This window comes from Roseivirga sp. UBA838 (assembly GCF_002296035.1).
Taxonomy (GTDB): domain Bacteria; phylum Bacteroidota; class Bacteroidia; order Cytophagales; family Cyclobacteriaceae; genus Roseivirga; species Roseivirga thermotolerans.
This window is the reverse complement of the sequence record NZ_DBHC01000003.1, coordinates 1-16549: the sequence shown is the minus strand read 5'-3', so window position 1 is coordinate 16549 and position 16549 is coordinate 1. Positions and strand designations below refer to the sequence as shown.

The 16549-nt window shown below is 44.2% G+C and carries 22 protein-coding genes and 1 riboswitch; of the genes, 6 read left to right on the top strand and 16 right to left on the bottom strand.

From position 1 onward, the window contains the following. Nucleotide 1 precedes the first annotated feature (1 nt). The 4 genes from B3O12_RS00160 to B3O12_RS00145 form a co-directional block, all read right to left on the bottom strand. Nucleotides 2–571, bottom strand: a complete 570-nt coding sequence (locus B3O12_RS00160) for a 5-formyltetrahydrofolate cyclo-ligase (protein ID WP_286754868.1) — start codon at nt 569–571, stop codon at nt 2–4. After that, entirely contained in the window at nt 564–2147 is a 1584-nt protein-coding gene (bshC, locus tag B3O12_RS00155) for a bacillithiol biosynthesis cysteine-adding enzyme BshC (protein WP_286754867.1), read from the bottom strand. The genes B3O12_RS00160 and bshC overlap by 8 nt, the downstream gene beginning before the upstream one ends. Before the next feature lie 63 nt (nt 2148–2210). Beyond that, nucleotides 2211–3524 carry a 30S ribosomal protein S12 methylthiotransferase RimO gene (gene rimO / locus B3O12_RS00150; protein ID WP_286754866.1) on the bottom strand — a complete coding sequence of 438 codons (1314 nt, stop codon included), beginning with the start codon at nt 3522–3524 and terminating at the stop codon, nt 2211–2213. A 115-nt stretch (nt 3525–3639) separates the two neighbouring features. Further along, nucleotides 3640–3900 carry a hypothetical protein gene (locus B3O12_RS00145; RefSeq protein WP_286754865.1) on the bottom strand — a complete coding sequence of 87 codons (261 nt, stop codon included), beginning with the start codon at nt 3898–3900 and terminating at the stop codon, nt 3640–3642. Between the two features lie 185 nt (nt 3901–4085). On the opposite strand from B3O12_RS00145, the gene B3O12_RS00140 reads away from it, so the two are divergent. Beyond that, entirely contained in the window at nt 4086–5186 is a 1101-nt protein-coding gene (locus B3O12_RS00140) for a hypothetical protein (RefSeq protein WP_189628247.1), read from the top strand. Nucleotides 5187–5202: 16 nt separating this feature from the next. Here the strand turns inward: B3O12_RS00140 and ftsY are convergent, their stop codons facing one another. The 9 genes from ftsY to B3O12_RS00095 form a co-directional block, all read right to left on the bottom strand. After that, the gene (gene ftsY / locus B3O12_RS00135; RefSeq protein WP_189628246.1) at nt 5203–6156 is read right to left on the bottom strand and encodes a signal recognition particle-docking protein FtsY; all 954 of its coding nucleotides are present in this window, start codon (nt 6154–6156) and stop codon (nt 5203–5205) included. Between the two features lie 204 nt (nt 6157–6360). After that, complete coding sequence (locus B3O12_RS00130) at nt 6361–6516, bottom strand: DUF4295 domain-containing protein (RefSeq protein WP_084375596.1); 156 nt, start codon at nt 6514–6516, stop codon at nt 6361–6363. 2 nt (nt 6517–6518) lie between these two features. After that, nucleotides 6519–6701 carry a 50S ribosomal protein L33 gene (rpmG, locus tag B3O12_RS00125; protein ID WP_189628245.1) on the bottom strand — a complete coding sequence of 61 codons (183 nt, stop codon included), beginning with the start codon at nt 6699–6701 and terminating at the stop codon, nt 6519–6521. A 176-nt stretch (nt 6702–6877) separates the two neighbouring features. After that, nucleotides 6878–7567 carry a DJ-1/PfpI family protein gene (locus tag B3O12_RS00120; protein WP_286754864.1) on the bottom strand — a complete coding sequence of 230 codons (690 nt, stop codon included), beginning with the start codon at nt 7565–7567 and terminating at the stop codon, nt 6878–6880. A 5-nt stretch (nt 7568–7572) separates the two neighbouring features. Beyond that, a complete protein-coding gene (locus tag B3O12_RS00115; RefSeq protein WP_286754863.1) occupies nt 7573–8010 on the bottom strand; it encodes a carboxymuconolactone decarboxylase family protein in 438 nt (145 codons plus the stop codon). A gap of 56 nt (nt 8011–8066) precedes the next feature. Continuing rightward, nucleotides 8067–8642 (bottom strand): Crp/Fnr family transcriptional regulator, encoded by a 576-nt coding sequence (locus B3O12_RS00110; RefSeq protein ID WP_286754862.1) that lies wholly within the window; start codon nt 8640–8642, stop codon nt 8067–8069. A 73-nt stretch (nt 8643–8715) separates the two neighbouring features. Continuing rightward, nucleotides 8716–9132, bottom strand: a complete 417-nt coding sequence (locus B3O12_RS00105) for a response regulator (RefSeq protein WP_189628241.1) — start codon at nt 9130–9132, stop codon at nt 8716–8718. 3 nt (nt 9133–9135) lie between these two features. Further along, on the bottom strand, nt 9136–10197 hold the full coding sequence (locus B3O12_RS00100) for a sensor histidine kinase (protein ID WP_286754861.1): 1062 nt from the start codon (nt 10195–10197) through the stop codon (nt 9136–9138). Between the two features lie 125 nt (nt 10198–10322). Beyond that, nucleotides 10323–10865, bottom strand: coding sequence for a GNAT family N-acetyltransferase (locus B3O12_RS00095; protein ID WP_286754860.1), 543 nt, complete (start codon nt 10863–10865; stop codon nt 10323–10325). Nucleotides 10866–10993: 128 nt separating this feature from the next. Next, nucleotides 10994–11096: riboswitch (TPP riboswitch) on the top strand. Nucleotides 11097–11151: 55 nt separating this feature from the next. On the opposite strand from B3O12_RS00095, the gene B3O12_RS00090 reads away from it, so the two are divergent. The 4 genes from B3O12_RS00090 to B3O12_RS00075 are packed head-to-tail and all read left to right on the top strand — an operon-like array spanning nt 11152 to nt 13878. Next, on the top strand, nt 11152–11877 hold the full coding sequence (locus tag B3O12_RS00090; RefSeq protein WP_286754859.1) for a class I SAM-dependent methyltransferase: 726 nt from the start codon (nt 11152–11154) through the stop codon (nt 11875–11877). Then, complete coding sequence (locus B3O12_RS00085; protein ID WP_286754858.1) at nt 11877–12944, top strand: AIR synthase-related protein; 1068 nt, start codon at nt 11877–11879, stop codon at nt 12942–12944. The genes B3O12_RS00090 and B3O12_RS00085 overlap by 1 nt, the downstream gene beginning before the upstream one ends. Then, nucleotides 12941–13588 carry a thiamine phosphate synthase gene (locus B3O12_RS00080; RefSeq protein ID WP_286754857.1) on the top strand — a complete coding sequence of 216 codons (648 nt, stop codon included), beginning with the start codon at nt 12941–12943 and terminating at the stop codon, nt 13586–13588. Before B3O12_RS00085 ends, B3O12_RS00080 begins: the two co-directional genes overlap by 4 nt. A 17-nt stretch (nt 13589–13605) precedes the next feature. Then, nucleotides 13606–13878 (top strand): Trm112 family protein, encoded by a 273-nt coding sequence (locus B3O12_RS00075; RefSeq protein ID WP_286754856.1) that lies wholly within the window; start codon nt 13606–13608, stop codon nt 13876–13878. 45 nt (nt 13879–13923) lie between these two features. On the opposite strand, the gene B3O12_RS00070 is transcribed toward B3O12_RS00075, so the two are convergent. The 3 genes from B3O12_RS00070 to B3O12_RS00060 all read right to left on the bottom strand — a co-directional run bounded on the left by B3O12_RS00070 (nt 13924) and on the right by B3O12_RS00060 (nt 16267). Then, nucleotides 13924–14595, bottom strand: a complete 672-nt coding sequence (locus B3O12_RS00070) for a class I SAM-dependent methyltransferase (protein ID WP_286754855.1) — start codon at nt 14593–14595, stop codon at nt 13924–13926. Between the two features lie 398 nt (nt 14596–14993). Then, nucleotides 14994–15884, bottom strand: a complete 891-nt coding sequence (locus B3O12_RS00065; RefSeq protein WP_286754854.1) for a TolB family protein — start codon at nt 15882–15884, stop codon at nt 14994–14996. Nucleotides 15885–16054: 170 nt separating this feature from the next. Next, nucleotides 16055–16267 carry a hypothetical protein gene (locus tag B3O12_RS00060; protein WP_286754853.1) on the bottom strand — a complete coding sequence of 71 codons (213 nt, stop codon included), beginning with the start codon at nt 16265–16267 and terminating at the stop codon, nt 16055–16057. Between B3O12_RS00060 and B3O12_RS00055 the strand changes: the two genes are divergently transcribed. Further along, the coding region (locus B3O12_RS00055; RefSeq protein ID WP_349675960.1) for a reverse transcriptase domain-containing protein at nt 16258–16549 on the top strand (292 nt) is incomplete at its 3' end. The genes B3O12_RS00060 and B3O12_RS00055 overlap by 10 nt on opposite strands.

The following is a 16549-nucleotide window of genomic DNA, read 5'->3' as shown; positions in this document are numbered from 1 at the left end:
CTCAAAAGGTATAGATGCCCAGGTGATTAATACAGGCACTTAAGGGAATGTCGTGAGTATCGGCATAAGGAATAGTGTTCAAAGGTGGGGTTATGGCCAATCCCACCTTTTTACATTCAGGCTTCAGTTCGGCCAAGAAGCGATCGTACAAGCCGGCTCCATAGCCAATCCTATTGCCCGATTCATCGAAACTTATCAATGGTACAAAAACCAAATCGAACAAAGTAGCCTGTGCTTCTTGGCTGCTCGTAGGTTCAGGAATTCCCCTTGAGTCTGGCCGGAAGTCAGCCGAATGATTTATGGGGTGATGGCTCAGGCTTCTTTTCTTCCAATGAGTTTTGCTGCTATAGACCTGCTTCTGCTCCAAGAGCAGCCAGTCGATCAGCGGAGCAGTATCGGGTTCTAATTTGGTAGGCATTGAACCGAAAATGTGTACATGCTTAAGCTCGCTATAGGCCGTTAAAAACTGCTTGCAGTTTTCTATCATCAGGGTATTACGCAGAGCGTATTCTGCAGGCCTTAGCGTAAGCCTTTTTTCCAGAAACATACTGCGCAAAACCTGTTTATTCATTGGCTTTAATAAGGTGGAAGCGATAATCGAAGGGATCAAAAGCATCAAAACACTTTTCAATAAAGCCCGGGTCGGTCATGTAGAAGTTCAGGAAGTTGTCTTTTCGTTCCTGGGGGCTTCCGCCCGGAAACAATGTTTCTTTGATGGCATATATTCGGTTTACCAGAACTTCCTGGTTTCTTCTTTCGGCCTTGAGTATTTTTTGTTCAACCTTTTCAAGGGTCTTTTCGGCTCGCCTGTGCTGACCTTTTACCATTTTATCTAACGTAGGGTCAATAGCAATGGCCTGCCGGTGGGCATCATCGAACAGCTGATTGAGTTTTTGCTTTTGCTCGGCAAGATCGAGCTGAAAAGTAGTCTGCTCCCTTACCTTTTCATTGACAAGGCTGTGCTCATCTTTGAACAAGTCTTCCCAGCTGAGTTGAGCTTGTTCAATCTTACGCAAGCTGTTTTTGTCTATTACGGCTGCGAAGTTGCGTGGCATTAAGAGCGGAAAGGTAGTGTTGAACCGATCGAAAACACTTTTTAGCTGAAGCCAATATACAAGCTCACTGGGGCCACCTACATAGGCCAGGTTGGGGAGGAGAAACTCCTGATAAAGAGGCCTGAGGAGCACATTTGGGCTAAACCGCTCCGGGTGATTCTCTACTTCGTCTTCCAGTTGATCAGCACTGAACCGAATGCCTGTGCCCAACACTTCATAGGCACCTTTAGCCTTCACTATCCGTGCCCTGATATTCTCCTTTAGGTAAAACAAGTTGATTTCCCTGGGGAATACCTGGGTAGAGTAACCGATTTTCTCTAGTTGTTCGGTGGTGTGTTGAGCTTCTTTTTGGGGGCTGTGATCAAAAAGGTCGGCAGTTATTACCGGTTTAAAGAGGTGTTTGAGCTGTCGGTCATCGGCATCTACAATCACAAGCCCTTTGTCTCCAAACAGCGCATTGACATAATGCCTTACGGCTGCCGCAAGATTTTTTTTCTGATAGGCTTCAACAAAAAACTGAGGCATGCCAATTACCTGTTCAAAGATGCTGTTCATTTCCTTGAGGTGAAATCGGCCAACGGCTCCCTGCTGATTGGTCTTCCATTCCAGTTTTTTACCGTTGAGTCTGAAGTGCGATATTTCCTCAAAGTCATGGTCTTCGGAGGCCATCCAGTATACCGGTACGAAGTTGTATTCAGGGTAGGTTTGCTTTAGCCTTTGACAGGCATTGATAACGGTAACAATTTTGTATATAAAGTACAGAGGCCCGGTGAAAATATTGAGCTGATGGCCCGTAGTTATAGTAAAGGTTTTTTGATCTTCCAGTGCCTTTATGTTGGCTAGCGTCATTTCAGAGGCCTTAGTATCAGCGTATTGGTCGAAGAGTACTGCAGACACCACCGAGCGGTGTTCTACAGGGAAGTTCCTCTTTTCAATTTGCTGTCTAAGATTGGCTAAAGAAGGTAGGCCGTTATGAAAAGGTTTGAGCTCTTCTTTGTTGGAGATGTAGTCTAAAAAAAACGATGAAAAACTGTTGGTCTTCGAAAATTCTATCGTTGATAGCAGACAGTCAGTCTCGGTTAAAGTGCTCATACTATTGGTTTATGTTGAAGGTAACTGTCTTAGTACGCTTCAAGTTCTAAAAATGTGCAATAACTACAGCAACGGTTCGCCATAAAGGTCAAATTCAGTGGCATCGGTTATTTTAATCTGGGCAAAATCTCCAACTCTCAGGTAATGCTTTTTAGCGTCTATATAAACCTCATTGTCAACTTCGGGAGAGTCATGTTCGGTTCTCCCAATAAAGCTTCCGCTTTCTTTTCTATCGATCAATACTTTAAACGTTTTCCCGATTTTAGCCTGGTTTATTTCATAGGAAATTTGCTCCTGAACCTGCATAACGTGATTGGCTCTTTCTTGTTTCACTTCGTCAGGCACATCATCGGTCATTGAGAAGGCATGGGTGTTTTCTTCGTGCGAATAAGTGAATATGCCCAGCCGGTCGAACCTTGATTTTTCTACAAAGTCTACCATGTCGGCAAAGTCTTCTTCGGTTTCTCCCGGGTGCCCTGCAATAAGGGTGGTTCTTATGGCAATGTCTGGTACTCTTGATCGCATTTCGGCCAGCAAGGCTTCCGTTTTTTCGCGGGTAGTGCCTCTGCGCATTAATTTGAGCATTTTGGTAGAGCCATGCTGAAGAGGAATGTCCAGGTAATTGCAAATGTTCGGGCGTTCGGCCATCACATCCAGCACGTCCATAGGGAAGCCTGTCGGGAATGCATAATGAAGCCTTATCCAATCAATACCCTCCACATCGGAGAGTCGCTGCATTAGTTCTGCCAGATTTCTCTTTTTGTAGAGATCAAGGCCGTAATAAGTAGAATCTTGGGCAATGAGCAAAAGCTCCTTGGTGCCATTTTTGGCCAGGTTTTTAGCTTCGGTAACGAGTTCTTCTATCGGCCTGGACTTGTGCCCACCACGCATTAAAGGTATAGCGCAAAAAGAGCAGGGCCTATCGCAGCCCTCAGCGATTTTCAGATAGGCATAGTGCTTAGAGGTGGTGGTAATTCTATCGCCAAGCAGTTCGTGCTTATAGTCAGCCTTGAACTTCTTTAGCAGAGCGGGCAATTCCATGGTGCCGAAAAAAGCGTCTACCTGAGGAATTTCCTTTTCCAGATCGTCTTTGTAGCGGTGTGAAAGGCAACCTGTTACATAGACCTTCTCTACCAGCCCTTCTTCCTTGGCATCTACATATCGCAGAATCGTGTCAATAGACTCCTGCTTGGCATTATCTATAAAGCCACAGGTATTGATGATGACGATGTTTGCATCGTCCTTTTTAGATTCGTGAGTGGTTCTAATGCCATTTCCCCTCAATTGGGTCAACATAACTTCAGAATCCACCAGGTTTTTAGAACAACCTAGTGTTACAATGTTGACTTTATCTTTCTTCAGCCCCTTAACCTTCATGGTAATCAATGAATTTGGAGGGCAAAGGTAACAAGAATTGGCAAGTTTTAAGTTTTAGGTTTAACGTTCAAAGTTCGGTCACCCAGACATAAAACTTTGAACTTAAAACTTGAAACTAACCTCTTCTCTTTCTGAAAGTAATTGGTACTAACTCATCTGTTGGAAGACCAATTTGATAAAGCTCCCACTCTGAGTCGTACTTAGCCAGAATTTGCCGGATGCAGTCTACTCTGTCATCGCTTGGGTTGTCGCAGTCGGCCCAGTAGAATACTTCTACCCTGTAATTGTAAGAACGCTTTTGGCCGTTGATTTTTACTTCCACTTCAATGTCTTGCTCGCCAGAGATTTGCGGAATTTGTATAGCTATAGCACTCATAAGTTGTTCGTTAATGTACAAATGTTTTCTATCCGTTATTCTTGGAACAAGATGAGTGCCATGAATTTAATGTGTTGAAAATCAAATAATTATGATTTAATACACAAAGGGTTTGACCGATAAAGTGCAGTAAATTGTACGCAAACGTTCAGGAATTTGATATATTCCGAAGTAACACATTCAATATGAAAGCAACGGCATGCTTATTACTTCTTATTACTTTTTCCATTACCATTAGTTGTTCAAACTACTCTTCAAGTAGCATTGTAGAGGAGAAGATAATGGTGGACAGTCTTGTCAGTGAACAATTTCTTGAGAAAGAGATTGGTTTGGCTCCCTTTATAGTAGGCTCATATTTACTCATTAAGCAAGATCAAAATAGGGCTGATAGGGTGGTTTTTACTGTTTACAATTCATCTGATCTTGAGTTTTTAGGTGAGATAGGTGAGCGGGGAAGGGAAGGGCCTGATACATTCTATGGAGCTAGTTACTGGGGTCAATATTTAGAGAGAGATGGAGATTATTTGATTTGGGTAAATGACCCACCAAGGTTTAGGATAAGTCTTATCAATATTACCAAGAGCCTTCAACAAGGCAAGACCATAATTGAAAGAAAAGTGACACATAGACCCGAATATGACTTTATGAATGCACTTTTCGTTGTTGACTCAGTGGGTTTAGTAGGTCATCAACCTGGTTATTATGACGGAACCAATATGGCTCCCTTGGTAATGTTAAAGAACGGTGAAATTAAAGCCTATGGTGAGTATCCCAAAGTCAATAATATACTTGATGAGGAACGATGGAAAAAATGGGCAAACTTTAACAGTGTTTCTCTTTCAATGAAGCCTGACCAATCTCGTTTTGCCGTTGCAATGGATTACTATGATCGGTTAGACATTTTCGACAGAGATGGACAATTTATTATGTCTTACCGAGACCCTGAAAAGTATGCTCTTTACAACTATTCAGACATTATTACACCCTCGAAATCTGTCCCTAGGCAGTACAGGGATTATTATTATGGAACGGCTGCCACGAAAGACTTCTTATTTACACTCTATTATGATGTTTCTGTGGAAAAGTGGGCTGAGTTTCACCCTACCACTATTCGCATTTTTGATTGGGAAGGAAACTTAAAAGCTCAGCTGGCCTGCCCTGATAAACTTTGGAATTTATCTGTAGATGAGGAAAATGGATATCTATATGGAGGTTCCTATCAGCAGGAGACCCTTTTTAGATACAATATTGAGTCTGTGTTGAAAGCGCTAAAGGCTAATCCTTGAAGGCTAATCGATCTGTCTATTTCTTAAAAAGAGAGTCTACAAACTCAGCTTTATTGAAAACCTGTAGATCTTCTACCTTCTCACCAACGCCAATGTACTTCACAGGGATTTTGAATTGGTCTGAGATGCCAATCACTACTCCACCTTTGGCTGTGCCATCGAGCTTGGTAATGGCCAAAGCAGAAACTTCGGTGGCTTTGGTAAATTCTTTGGCCTGAATAAAGGCATTTTGACCAGTAGAGCCATCGAGCACCAACAGAATCTCGTGAGGAGCTTCAGGGATGAATTTCTGCATCACGCGTTTGATCTTCGTCAGCTCGTTCATCAGGTTTACCTTGGTATGAAGCCTTCCGGCAGTGTCTACAATCACAAGGTCGGCACCGGTTTCAACCCCTTGCTTTACGGCATCGAAAGCTACTGCGCTTGGATCAGTATTCATGCCGTGTGCTACCACGGGTACGCCCACTCTTTCGCCCCAAAGCTTTAACTGGTCTACAGCTGCGGCTCTAAAGGTATCGGCAGCACCCAGTACAACAGATTTACCTTTGCTCTTGAATTGAGCGGCTAGTTTGCCAATGGTGGTTGTTTTACCCACACCATTCACACCTACCACCAAAATAACATGTGGTTTGTGGCCTTCAGGTAGTTTGAAGTCGGCAAGATCCTGGGTATTGTTTTCGGCTAGCAGTTCGGCAATTTCTTCGCGCAAAATGCGATCGAGCTCGGTAGTGTTCATGTACTTGTCTCGTGCCACTCGTTCTTCAATGCGCTCAATAATCTTTACGGTAGTTTCTACACCAACATCGCTGGTTATTAGTATTTCTTCCAGCTCATCGAGTACTTCATCGTCTACCTTAGATTTTCCGGCTACGGCACGACCGAGCTTACTAAATAAGCTTTCTTTAGTCTTTTCGAGTCCCTGATCGAGCTTCTCTTTTTTCTCTTTAGAAAATAAACCGAATAGTGCCATAACAGTAAGGTTTGATGAAGTTATCTTATATAAGCCTATATAGCTAAAGTACGTTCCCGAAATTATTTCGGAATATATTCTCCCGTATACAAAGATTCTGAAACTAGCTTGTTTGCCGACAAAAGCAGGTTCAGAATGACGAAAAGAATAGTAAACAAAAAAGTCCCTTAACGGGACTTTAATATAATTGATAAATGCAATTTCTTATTTATCGGCTAAAACAGATTTAACCATATCTTCAGTAACCATCTCTTCTTTAAAGGTATATGCACCAGTTTTAGGAGATTTTACTGCTTTGATCACTTTGGCGTATTTTACACCACCTTCTTTCTTTAGGGTTGCAACTACTTTCTTAGCCATGATTACTTAATTTCTTTGTGAACGGTATGTTTCTTCAAAATTGGATTGTATTTCTTCAACTCCAATCTTTCAGTTGTGTTCTTTCTGTTCTTGGTGGTGATGTATCTAGATGTTCCTGGCATGCCGCTTTCTTTGTGCTCTGTGCACTCTAATATCACCTGAACTCTATTGCCTTTCTTAGCCATTTCTCTATGCTTTCAAAATTCGGACTGCAAATATAGGGAAGTGATTCTGATATTAAAACCTAAGAATCAAAAAATCTTTAAAATAAATACACTGTCTTTCAGGTAGATGACCCTGCCACACTACCCAAATGTTGGCTGCTAATTTGGCCATGGAATTCGAATATATGAAATTCTGCTTACTCCCACATTTTCAGTCGGTTTAGGTATAAATAGGACTCTACAAAATGGCGGTGTTCTTGCGTTGTCATTTTTTCCAGAAGTTCTAAAGACGACACGTAAGTGGCCAGATTGCCGTTTGAAGATGAAAATTTTCCATCTTCAATATAGGTTACAAGGCTGTCGTTCTGAACCAGCAGTTTGGGGTAGTCTTTCTGTAATTGTTCTCCTCCGCCAATCCAGGTTACTATTTTCTTTCCATTGGCAATGCCAGACGCTCCTATGAGCTGAGCTCCCGCACAATTGCTTACCGTGTAGGTGGTTTCTTCATTTTTGGCTCTTATAAACTCCAGAAGTGTTTGGTTGCGCACCATAGACCACATATCGTAGGCACTGGGCACAAAGAGCACGTTGAGAGAGGGCGCAGTGGCAAAAGTATAGTCGGGTATTATGGTTAGTCCCTCTTCGGTGGTTATCGGTTCGGGAGTTTGGGCAATGGTGACGACATTGAACAGCGGTGTGCCATCTTGATCGGGTTTGGAAAAAACATCCATTGGAGCGGTGACCTCTGTCATTAGTACTCCTTCAAAAATGAGTAGCCCTATGATGGGTAACTCATTGTTGAAAGATTTAGAGGGCAGGTTTTTGTGATCCTGGCAACTGATTAGGCCACAAAAGATAGTTAGTATGAGTAGGCTGGTCTTTTTCATAGTGCTCAATTGATGGGTTTGTGAGTGCTAACGGCTATTCTGTTCCAGCCATTAATGGCCACAACAGTCATAATTACCTGAGCCAGGTAGTTTTCGCCAAGAGTGGCGACAGCTTCATTATAGGTTTCTGTGCTTAGGCCTCCTTTATGTATTAAGGTTACCTCTTCGGTAATTTTCAACACAATGCGCTCTTCCGGTGTAAAAAGTGTGGTTTCTTGCCAGGCATTTAAGAGAAAAAGCCTCCTGGCAGTTTCACCATCTTTAAGAGCCTCTTTGCTGTGCATGTCTATGCAAAATGCGCAGCCGTTAATTTGCGATGCCCGCATTTTAATCAGGTGAACCATTTTGCCGGAAATTCCACAGTTTTTTATATAGTTCTCCAGGGCAAACATGCCTTCATAGCTCTTTGGCTCAACTTCTTCAATCTGAATTCTCTTGTTCATTTGCTTTTGTTTTGAGCAAATGTATAGGCCCTGCGAACCAAAAAACTTGAACTGGTTTAAGAAAGCTTCTCCGCCCTTATTTTGCTTAAATACTCCGGGGTAAGGCCCAGGTAGGTGGCAACCATATACTGAGGCACCCTATTGACAAACTCAGGAAAGTCTCTTCTAAAGTGATTAAATATTTCCTTTTTCGAATAGTCGAAAACATATTTGGTGCGAACTACAGAGGCTCCGTAGGCAATTTCGTATACGTTGCGAAAATATACTTCCAGTAAAGGATGGGCCCGGAGGAGCTGTTGGTAGTTGGCGTAAGAGATATGCCATAATTCGCTGGGTTCAATAGCCTGAATGCTTAGATCTGTATTCTTCTGGTGGTGAAAGGCCAGAAAATCAGTAATCCACCAATCTTCAATGGCAAACATAATGGTCTTTTCTACTCCTTGGCGATCGGTAAAAAAGGCATGCACACATCCTTTTGCTACAAAAAAGAGGTGATCGCAGAGGTGGCCTGAGTGGGTTAAATTCTCTTTCTTTTCTGTAGTTATGGGATCGAAATAGCCCAAGATCTGGCCGAACTCTTCTTGAGAAATACCCACAAATCTATTGATGTGCCGGAATAAGGAGTCTTGCATACAACAGTGGCTTTGGCAGTTGCTCCTGCCGTAAATTAATGCTTTAGGCTTTGTAAAGGTAACTGAAAGTCTACTAAAGCCGGTCTTTAAAATGCTTTAGCAGCAGGTTGTTCACCATTTCTTTGGTTAGGGGTTTACTCATAAAGGTTTTTATGTTCTCAATATCCTCTGCCCTGTGTTTGTCGTCCGGGTTTAGAGAGGTGGTGAGCATTACTACAATTACATTGCCTTTGTATTTGGGGTCCAGCTTGTCATACTCCTCAATAAACTCCCAGCCGTTCATGCCGGGCATGTTAATGTCCAGAAAGATAAGATCGGGCTGAGGATGCTCTCCGCCTACTTTGGAGGTGAGGTAGTCTAAAGCGGCCTGCCCACTTTCAACAGCTACTATATGGTTGGTGCATCCTATTTGATTGATGACGCGCTGATGAAAGAAGTTGTCAGATTCGCTGTCATCGATGAGCAAAATAGAGTTGAGTATGGGCTTCATGGGTCATAGTTTTGGTAAATAAAAATAGAAAGTGCTGCCCTGGTCAGGCTCAGATTCAACCCAGATTCTGCCCTTGTGCACCTCAGCTATCTTGCGGCAATGGGCCAGGCCAATGCCGGTGCCTTCATAAGCTTCTCTGGAATGAATACGTTGAAAAATGGTGAAGATCTTTTCCTGGTGTTTTTTAGATATACCAATACCATTGTCTTGTATGGCAAAGACCCATCCGTTGTCTTCTTTTGCAGTAATTTGAATTTGCGGGGCTACCTCCTTTTTTCTGAACTTAATAGCATTGCTAATGAGGTTTTGAAATAGAAGCCGAAGTTCTGTTTGGTAACCTCTTACCTCGGGCAGCTCACCCAAAACCAGGGTGGTGTGGGTAGATTCCAGTACCGAAGAAAGATCTTTCTGAATATGAACCAGAAGACTATGGCAGTCTACCATGGTAAGCTGCCTTTCCTGACCTATTCGGCTGTAGTCCAGTAAGTCCTTTACCAGTTGTCGCATTCTGGTAGCCGACTCGCTAATGAATTTCAGGCTTTTTTTGCCTGTATCGTCTAGCTTGGTGCCGTAGTCTTCAACCAGAATTTTAGTGAAGTTAGTAACGGTGCGCAGTGGTTCTTGCAGGTCGTGAGAGGCCACATAGGTAAACTGTTCCAGCTCTTTGTTTTTGTGGGCCAGTTCCCGGTTGTGCTTTTGTACTTGTAAACTTAACCGAGAGTGCCGTATTCCAATAATGTACATAACCCATATGGCCAGCGTAGAAATGCCACGGTTTGCAAAGGCCATCCATGTGGTTTGGTTGTTGATGGTAATAAGCGGGATTAACCAAATAAGTATTGAGATGAGTATAGAGAAATAAAGTAGTGTTTTAGGCTTTTGGCTTAATATGACTGCCATTGAACAGACATACAATATACCCACGGCTACTCCAAGAGGAATGATAAGATCTACGGCAAATACTACAAGAATCATGAACAAGCTAAGCTGAACCTCCCGGGTTGGTCCTGAAGACTTTCCGGGCCCCAACAGGGTACTGCTTTGCAAGTTGTATTGAGTAATCATGTTGCACCTATGTTTCTATTAAATATAGAAAATTAAATAGATTTACGACACTAATCGCGCTAAGTTACAAATGAGGGTTTTGTAAGCTGCCTGGGGTCGTTGAGCAGGAGTCTATTTTTAAGGAGTTAATTCTCTCTCCATTTGAGCCAGTCGTTGCGCAATATTCGGTACACAAAGTTCAGTTTGGGCGCTTCACCATAGTAGGCTACCTCAAGTTCATCGATCTTTTTTGCCCCCAGTTTTTCAATAGAAGATTGCGATCTAAAGTTTTGTGCACCAATGTGAAAATCGACCCGGCTGATATGTTCAAATAAGTAGTCCAGCATCAGGGTTTTAGTGGCATGGTTATATCCCTTTCCCCACCTGTTTTTAGCAAAAAAGGTATAGCCTATAAGTATGCTGTTCTGCTTCGCATTGTAATCGTATAGTCTGGTGCTTCCAATAACATCACCCGTTTGGCTATCTATAATTTTAAAAGCCCCTTTGCTTTCTATGGCTCCCTTAAAAAAGTTTTCGAACACCGGCTTCTGCCATCGGTTTTGGTTAGGGTGTTGTTTCCAAAGCTCCGGGTCGGAGGCTACTGCATAAAGAGCGTCAAAGTCGGAAGGAAGTAATGGTTCCAGGCGCACTTTTTCATTGGCCAAAGAGGGTTGCAGGCTAAAAGTCATGAGCTAAAGATAATCAGGCTTGGCCATATACAATGTAGCTCTCCGGGTGTGGCTGTTATAAAATATTTTCCGGAAAAGAGGAGCAGCGTTTTGCAAACTGCTACCGCTGTATACCTTTGCATTAGTTAATGTTACAACCGGGGTGTTGTGTCGGAAATTCGGCACGGCTGAGATTATACCCGCTAACCTGATCTGGATAATGCCAGCGTAGGGAATTGTAATGATGTCCATTATCATTATCCTTCTGTTTTTCAGGCATTCATCCGATCAACAATACTGTTGATCAATGAGTAATATTGAAAAAAAGCAAAAATTCGATGTAGCCACCGGTGAGTTGCGCAACTGGCAGGGGCGTAAGGAGTGGTTCTTCAATCGCGATGACACCGATCATTACGAAATGTACTACGAAGGCCCTTATAAAAGGCAAGAGGTGTGGCAAAAGAAAACCCTGGAAAACCTGATAAAAAGCGATTCAAGGGTGAAAACCCTTCTTGAGTTTGGCTGTGGTACCACGCGTTTTACCCGGTGGTGGAAAGAAATAGGTATAGAGGCCACAGGGGGAGATATTTCACCATTTATGCTGGGGCAAGGGGTGCATCTCTTTGATGGCGACCTGGTGTTGGCCGACTCGCACCATATGCCCTTCAAAGATCATAGTTTCGATGCCCTGGCCTTCGTTACCACATTTGAGTATTACAAAGACCCTGTGAAAGTAATTCGCGAAGCCGTTAGGGTAGGGAAGTACGGAATCATATTTGGTATGATGAACCGCAACACGCCCAAGCTTGTGAGGAGGCGTGTGCAGCAGGTTTTTGGCAGAAACAACTACTATGTTACGGCTCATTTCTACACGCCTTCCAGTCTTAAAGAACTTATTGATGAAGCATTGTTCGACAGAGATTATAGCATAAAGTGGCAGGCTACCGGGCTGCCCAAGTGGTTTCCGGTGCAGCAGTGGCACCAGCCTTATGGCGACTTTTTTGGTCTTCATGTTCAACTCAATGATGTGTGATGGCGGCATTCGTAGATGAGAGTGGAAAGGTAGATGAACAGGTTTTCAAGTCGGAACTGTTTCCTTATACCGGTGCGGCTAGCCAACGAGTTATTCAAGGGCCACAGTTTGGTGTAGATACCGCAATAATAGACTTGGGTAATGGTTTGGCTATGGCCACCTCCAGCGATCCGCTATCGTGGATACCCTCCATGGGGGCAAAAGCCTCGGCCTGGCTTTCTGTGCATTTGCTGGCCAACGATATGAGTACAACCGGCCATGCTCCGCAGTTCGCTCAGTTTGTCCTTAACCTGCCTACAGCCATGGGGTTATCAGCCTTTCAGGACTATTGGCGACATATCCATGAGCTTTGCGAGCAAATGGGGGTGGCCATTACAGGGGGGCATACCGGGCAAATTGAAGGACAAAACTCTACCATAGCAGGAGGAGGAACTATGTTTCTTACAGCTCCCCGCGACCAGATTCTTAGCAGCAATGGTGCGCAGCCTGGCGATAGCATTATACTCACTAAAAGCATGGCACTTTCCTCTACGGCCATTTTGGCCATGGCCTTTCCTGAAAGTGTGAGCCGGCATTGCGGCACGGAGGTGCAGCAGCAGGCTGAATCAAATTTTTGGAATCTTTCGGTGCTCAAAGAGGCGCGGTTGGCCGCTCAAACCCTGGGAATACAAAAAGGGCTACAGGCCATGCACGATGTAACGGAAGGGGGAGTGTTGGGGGCAATAGCCGAAATGGCCGGAGCATCCAAGTGTGGTGTAGACCTGCTGGGAGAGGCTTTGCCACTAAAGCCTGAAGTAGATGCAGTGGCTCGGTTGTTTGAGATTGACCCGAGACTTTCCATTGGAGCGGGAGCTATGGCCATGGCGGTTAAATCCGGCTGCGAAGCGCAACTTATTAAAGCTCTCGAGCAGGAAGGTATTCCGTCTGCAGTGGTGGGAAAGTTTACTCCGCAACAGGGAGTTTATCGAATAACAGAGGCTGACGGAAGGCAGTCTGAGTTTAGTGTAGAGGGTAAAGACCCTTATTGGGGAGCTTTTTTCAAAGCCCTTAAAGCCGGGTGGAAATGAAGCGGTTGGAGGGTGTTTATCTAGTGGCCGATCCGGCCATGCAAGGCAATCTGCTGTTCAGTAAGCTTCAAGAAGCGCTCAGGGCGGGTGTCGATGTGTTGCAGCTATGGAACCATTGGCCCCCGGAGTTTACGCATAGCGACAAAATACAATTGGCCAAAGAGGTTGTAGACATGGCCGAGCCGTACGGTACGCCTGTCTTAATGAATGAAGACTGGGAACTTGCGCTGCAGTGCAATGCAGCCGGAGTGCATTTTGATACCATACCGCAAGATTGGCCTGCTATAAAAGAGGCTTTAAAGGGGCTTCTGGTAGGATTTACGGTGGGCAACAATGTGGAAAGAATACGGTGGGCGCAAAGTGAAGGGGCAGATTATGTGAGCTTTTGCGCTTTATTCCCTTCCGCTTCTGTAGACAGCTGTGAGATAGTGAGGCCGGAAACGGTACTAATGGCGCGATCCATTAGCTCCCTGCCTATTTTCCTGTCCGGGGGCATTCGGCCCGATAACCTCAAAAAACTTGCTCAACTGCCCTTCGATGGTGTGGCCATTATTTCCGGTATTATGAATACGGAAGATCCTGCCGGACAAATTGGTGTCTACAGAGCGTTACTCCATAAATTGAAAGCAATAAAAAAGAATTAGCAACCATGCAAAAATCAATGCTTAAAAAACTGTGCTGTCCTATTGATAAAAGCGATTTGCACATAGATATATACAATGAAGATGAAACGGGCGAAGTACTGGAGGGGCTAATGGTATGCCCAACTTGCAAGCGTTATTACCCCATTATTTATAGCATTCCCATAATGACCCCGGATGAGTATCGTCAGAAGGCCCTCGAAGCGCCTATGATGGAGCGGTGGGGTATTGATGTGGGCAAAGAGGAAGACGGAACATTTTTGCTCGAAAATCACCGGCCATTGCTTAAATAACTTCGGTTTGCACCATACGAAATCAAGGTCCGGATAATCGAAAGCTCATCCGGCTTTGGTGGTCATCCAGCCCATGTAAATAGCCGACTGAAAGAATCGTAGCGGAGAGGTAAACCCTGCCTGAACAAGTAACTCACTTAGCCGCGGTTCGGAAACATGGTGGAGTTCGTTGGCAATTCGGTTGATTCGCTGCTCAATTTCTTCCGTAGTCACGTCTTCAGGAATCATGGCACGCAAAACGTTTAGGTTTCCTTCTATTTGTTGACTGTCGCCAGTAATGTCTAAAAGAATTAAAGGAGCTCCCGGGGTCAACCGTTGAGCAATTTGCTGCAACAGCTCCAGCTTGCTACCATCATCTTTTAGAAAGTGCAGTACCAGCAGCAGGGTGGAGGCACCATACCGTTCGCTGTCTTTGAGGTTTTGCACTACTCCCTCAATGAGCTTTACGTTGGAGTAGGGCTGCAACTTCTGGCGAGCCTGATCAATCATTTCCGGAGAAGGGTCTATGCCTGTAATATCCCAGTTCTTATGAACCGAAACCAAAGGCTCAATTTCGTTGCCGGTGCCACAACCTACCACCAGTAGTTTTTGCTCCTTCAGCGGAAGCAATAATTTGGGTAAGAGGTTCAAAAAGTATCTGTAATTAGGGATCCAGGTTTCAACAAACCGGTTGTAGCCGGCCGCTCTTTGTTTTTCGAATAACTCTACAGCGCTCATGGTTGGGGTGGGTTTACTATGCTCATAAACCCATGTTCTTAGGCAAGAGTTGCAAGAAGTTTGAAAAATACCTCTACATCTAAGGTTTTTGGGTTATTGTTGATTTTGAGGATGTGGTTTTTTGTTGTGTCGCTCCATCTTTTACGTGTACATGAGGTCTTTTTATCTCGAGAAGAAATTGTTCTCAGGTTGAGCAACAAGAGCATAGTTAGTATTTTTTATCTCCTCAAGATGCTTTGAATCCATATTATTTGCCCAGAATAATTCAAGTAAGTTACCGAAAAGAGATTGTTGAAATGCGGTGAAACCATAAAAACAGGTCTTCTTCCTTATGATTACTTTTCTGGTTATAGTAAGGCCAAAATGAGGGGCTGATTAAGCTTAATGTAGCGAATGGTTTACCGCTTGAGTTTGAGCCATACCGGGGTTCCTGCATTGTCTATAAGCTTCCTTTCCATGGTACCATCTTTATTCACCATATAGGTGTGATAATTGCCACTGGCATCTTCTCTGGCAAATATAAGTTTAGAACCATCGGCCGACCATGAGGGGCTGGAATCGCGGGCGGGGTTTCGGGTGATGCGTCTTTGGTCGGAGCCGTCTATGTTCATTATATAGATCTCGTGATTTCCATCTCTGTCCGACATAAAGGCAATCTGTTGGCCATCGGGCGAAAGTTCCGGATGCCAGTCTTCGGCTTTATTGCTGGTTAGCTGAGTTAAATCGCTTCCGTCTGCATTGGCCATACAAATTTCGCTTTGCCCGGTTTTGGAGTGAAACAATAGCTTATTGTCGGGTGTAAAATAAGGCCCGCCACCCTCAAGCAACATGACCTGACGCTGGTTGCTGCCATCGGAGTTCATTATCCATATTTCCTCCTGCCAATTTCCGGCCTCATCAGGATACTCTCTGGCAAAAGCTATTTGTTTGCCGTCTGCCGACCAGCTAGGGGAGCTGTCCCACATGCCCTTGGTATGGGTGAGCCGCTTTCTATTGCTGCCATCAGCGTTTATGGTGTGTATGGACCAGGTTGTTCGGTTGTCATGGTAGGCGTATAGGGCAATTTGCTCACCACTGGGCGACCAGGCCGGGTAGCCATCATTTTCCGGATGATCGGTGAGCTTAATTTTCGCCAGACCGGCAGCATCGGTCAGATAGATTTCTCCATTGCCGGATTCGGCCGAAGAGTACGCGATTACATAGGTAGGTTTTGAAGATCGGTTGTTTTGGCAAGCTGAGAGAACCATAAGCATGGCCAGAACAATTGAAGTAGTTTTAGCATAGTTCATAGGTCAGCTAACGGAGGGTTTGTATTGCCTTTTTTGGTTTTATGTAAATGGTTATCAGTTAGTTATAAGGGTTGTGTAGGTGGGTTTAGTGGTGGTTGTTTAGGATTTCTATGGATGAATTATTGGGGTGGAGTGGACTGCATGCCTCTCAAAAAATAGTGTAAGGCTTTTTATTCTGTGCCAAACACTTTTCCATTCAGAGTGTGTGTACAGCATTCACAGAAGGGTATCATATTTTTGGCTTTTAAGCCAGGGTTGGTGAGCTGGAGTGTATTGCTGTGGTCTACGTACAGTCCTGAAAAGTAGGTACTTTCGCCTACTCTAACAAAGTCTTTCTTATCCTTTTGGTTTAAGGCTACCACCCAGAAAATGGCTGCGTGCACCTATCCAGATCAATGGAAGGCTGCACAGACGCAGGAAAGGAATGCCACAAGGTAGCCCGCTTAGCCCATTGCTCTCCAACATATTGTTGGATAAGCATCTCAAAGCCAAAGGGTTGAAGTTTGTCCGCTATGCCGATGATTTCAGTGTTTATGCTGATTCAAAGGCGGAAGCAAGAAAGATAGGAAATGAGGTCTACCTGTTCTTAAAGAACAAGTTAGATCTGCCTATCAATCGGGCGAAGAGCGGCATCCGCAGACCCAACAATTTTGAGCTTTTAGGCC